General features: G+C 63.5%; 1 protein-coding gene. It reads right to left on the bottom strand.

The window, feature by feature from the left end; translation table 11 throughout:
• Positions 1 to 237: 237 nt before the first annotated feature.
• The gene (gene fbaA / locus ACYVDE_RS22820) at positions 238 to 1,323 is read right to left on the bottom strand and encodes a class II fructose-bisphosphate aldolase (RefSeq protein ID WP_460503831.1); all 1,086 of its coding nucleotides are present in this window, start codon (positions 1,321 to 1,323) and stop codon (positions 238 to 240) included.
• Positions 1,324 to 1,396: the final 73 nt, after the last annotated feature.

Raw genomic sequence — 1,396 nt, 5'->3', positions numbered from 1 at the left:
TGGCGCTGCGCGGGCGGCACGCACTCGGCTACGGGGGGCCGGTAGCCGCCGCCACCTTCTGGTTGCAGGGTTTGGGCCGCGCTGGCCAGGCTGGCCAGTAGCAGGGCCGTTATCGGGTAAATAGTCTTCATTGCAGAAAAGAAAAGTGGTGAAGGCAGGAGGAAAAAAATACTCCCCCCAAAGCTACTGCTTTGGGGGGAGTAATAGGCTAGTGGCCAACGGCTGACGCCGGTTGGGCTAGTAGCGGCGGTTCACGCAGTTCAGGTCTTCGAAAGCCTGCTTGAGGCGCGCCACGAAGGTTTCTTCGCCCTTGCGCAGCCACACGCGCGGGTCGTAGAACTTCTTGTTGGGCGAGTCGGCGCCGGTGGGGTTGCCAATCTGGCCCTGCAGGTAGCCTTCGTTCTTCACGTAGTAGTCCTTGATGCCTTCCCAGAACGCCCACTGTAGGTCGGTGTCGATGTTCATCTTGATGGCGCCGTAGCTGATGGCCTCGCGGATTTCCTCCTGCGTCGAGCCCGAGCCGCCGTGGAACACGAAGTCGATGGGCAGGGCCTCTTCGATGCCGTGCTTCGAGCGCAGAAACTCCTGCGAGTTATACAGAATCTTGGGCTGCAGCTTCACGTTGCCGGGCTTGTACACACCGTGCACGTTGCCGAAGGCCGCTGCGATGGTGAAGCGCGGGCTGATGGCGCTGAGCTGCTCGTAGGCGTAGGCCACTTCCTCGGGCTGGGTGTAGAGCTTGGAGCTGTCCACGTCGGAGTTGTCCACGCCGTCTTCCTCGCCCCCGGTCACGCCGAGCTCAATTTCGAGCGTCATGCCGATTTTGGCCATGCGCTCGAGGTAGCGCTTGCAGATTTCGATGTTCTCCTCAATCGGCTCTTCCGAGAGGTCGAGCATGTGCGAGCTGTAGAGGGGCTGGCCGTGCTGCTGGTAGTATTTCTCGCCGGCGTCGAGCAGGCCGTCAATCCAGGGCAGGAGCTTTTTGGCGGCGTGGTCGGTGTGCAGCACCACGGGCACGTCGTAGAGGGCGGCCATCTGGTGCACGTGGTGGGCCCCCGAAATGGCGCCGGCGATGCTGGCCTGCTGCTTGTCGTTGGGCAAGGACTTGCCGGCGTAGAACTGCGCGCCGCCGTTCGAGAACTGCACCATCACGGGCGAGTTTAGGGCCTTGGCGGCTTCGAGCACGCCGTTCACGGTATTGGTGCCGGTTACGTTCACGGCGGGCAGAGCGTAGCCGTGGGCTTTGGCGTGGCGGAAGAGGGCCTGCACTTCGTCGCCGTGCAGCACACCGGCGCGAAGGCCGGTCAGGGTTTGGTCAGCCATAAAAAGGGGTTGTGCGGCCGGGGCCGCGGTGGGAGGGAATGGCAAAGGCAAGCGCGCGGGCCCGGGCCGGGCC

The sequence above is a fragment of the Hymenobacter agri genome, from assembly GCF_054778495.1.
This window is presented reverse-complemented; position numbering and strand designations above follow the sequence as displayed.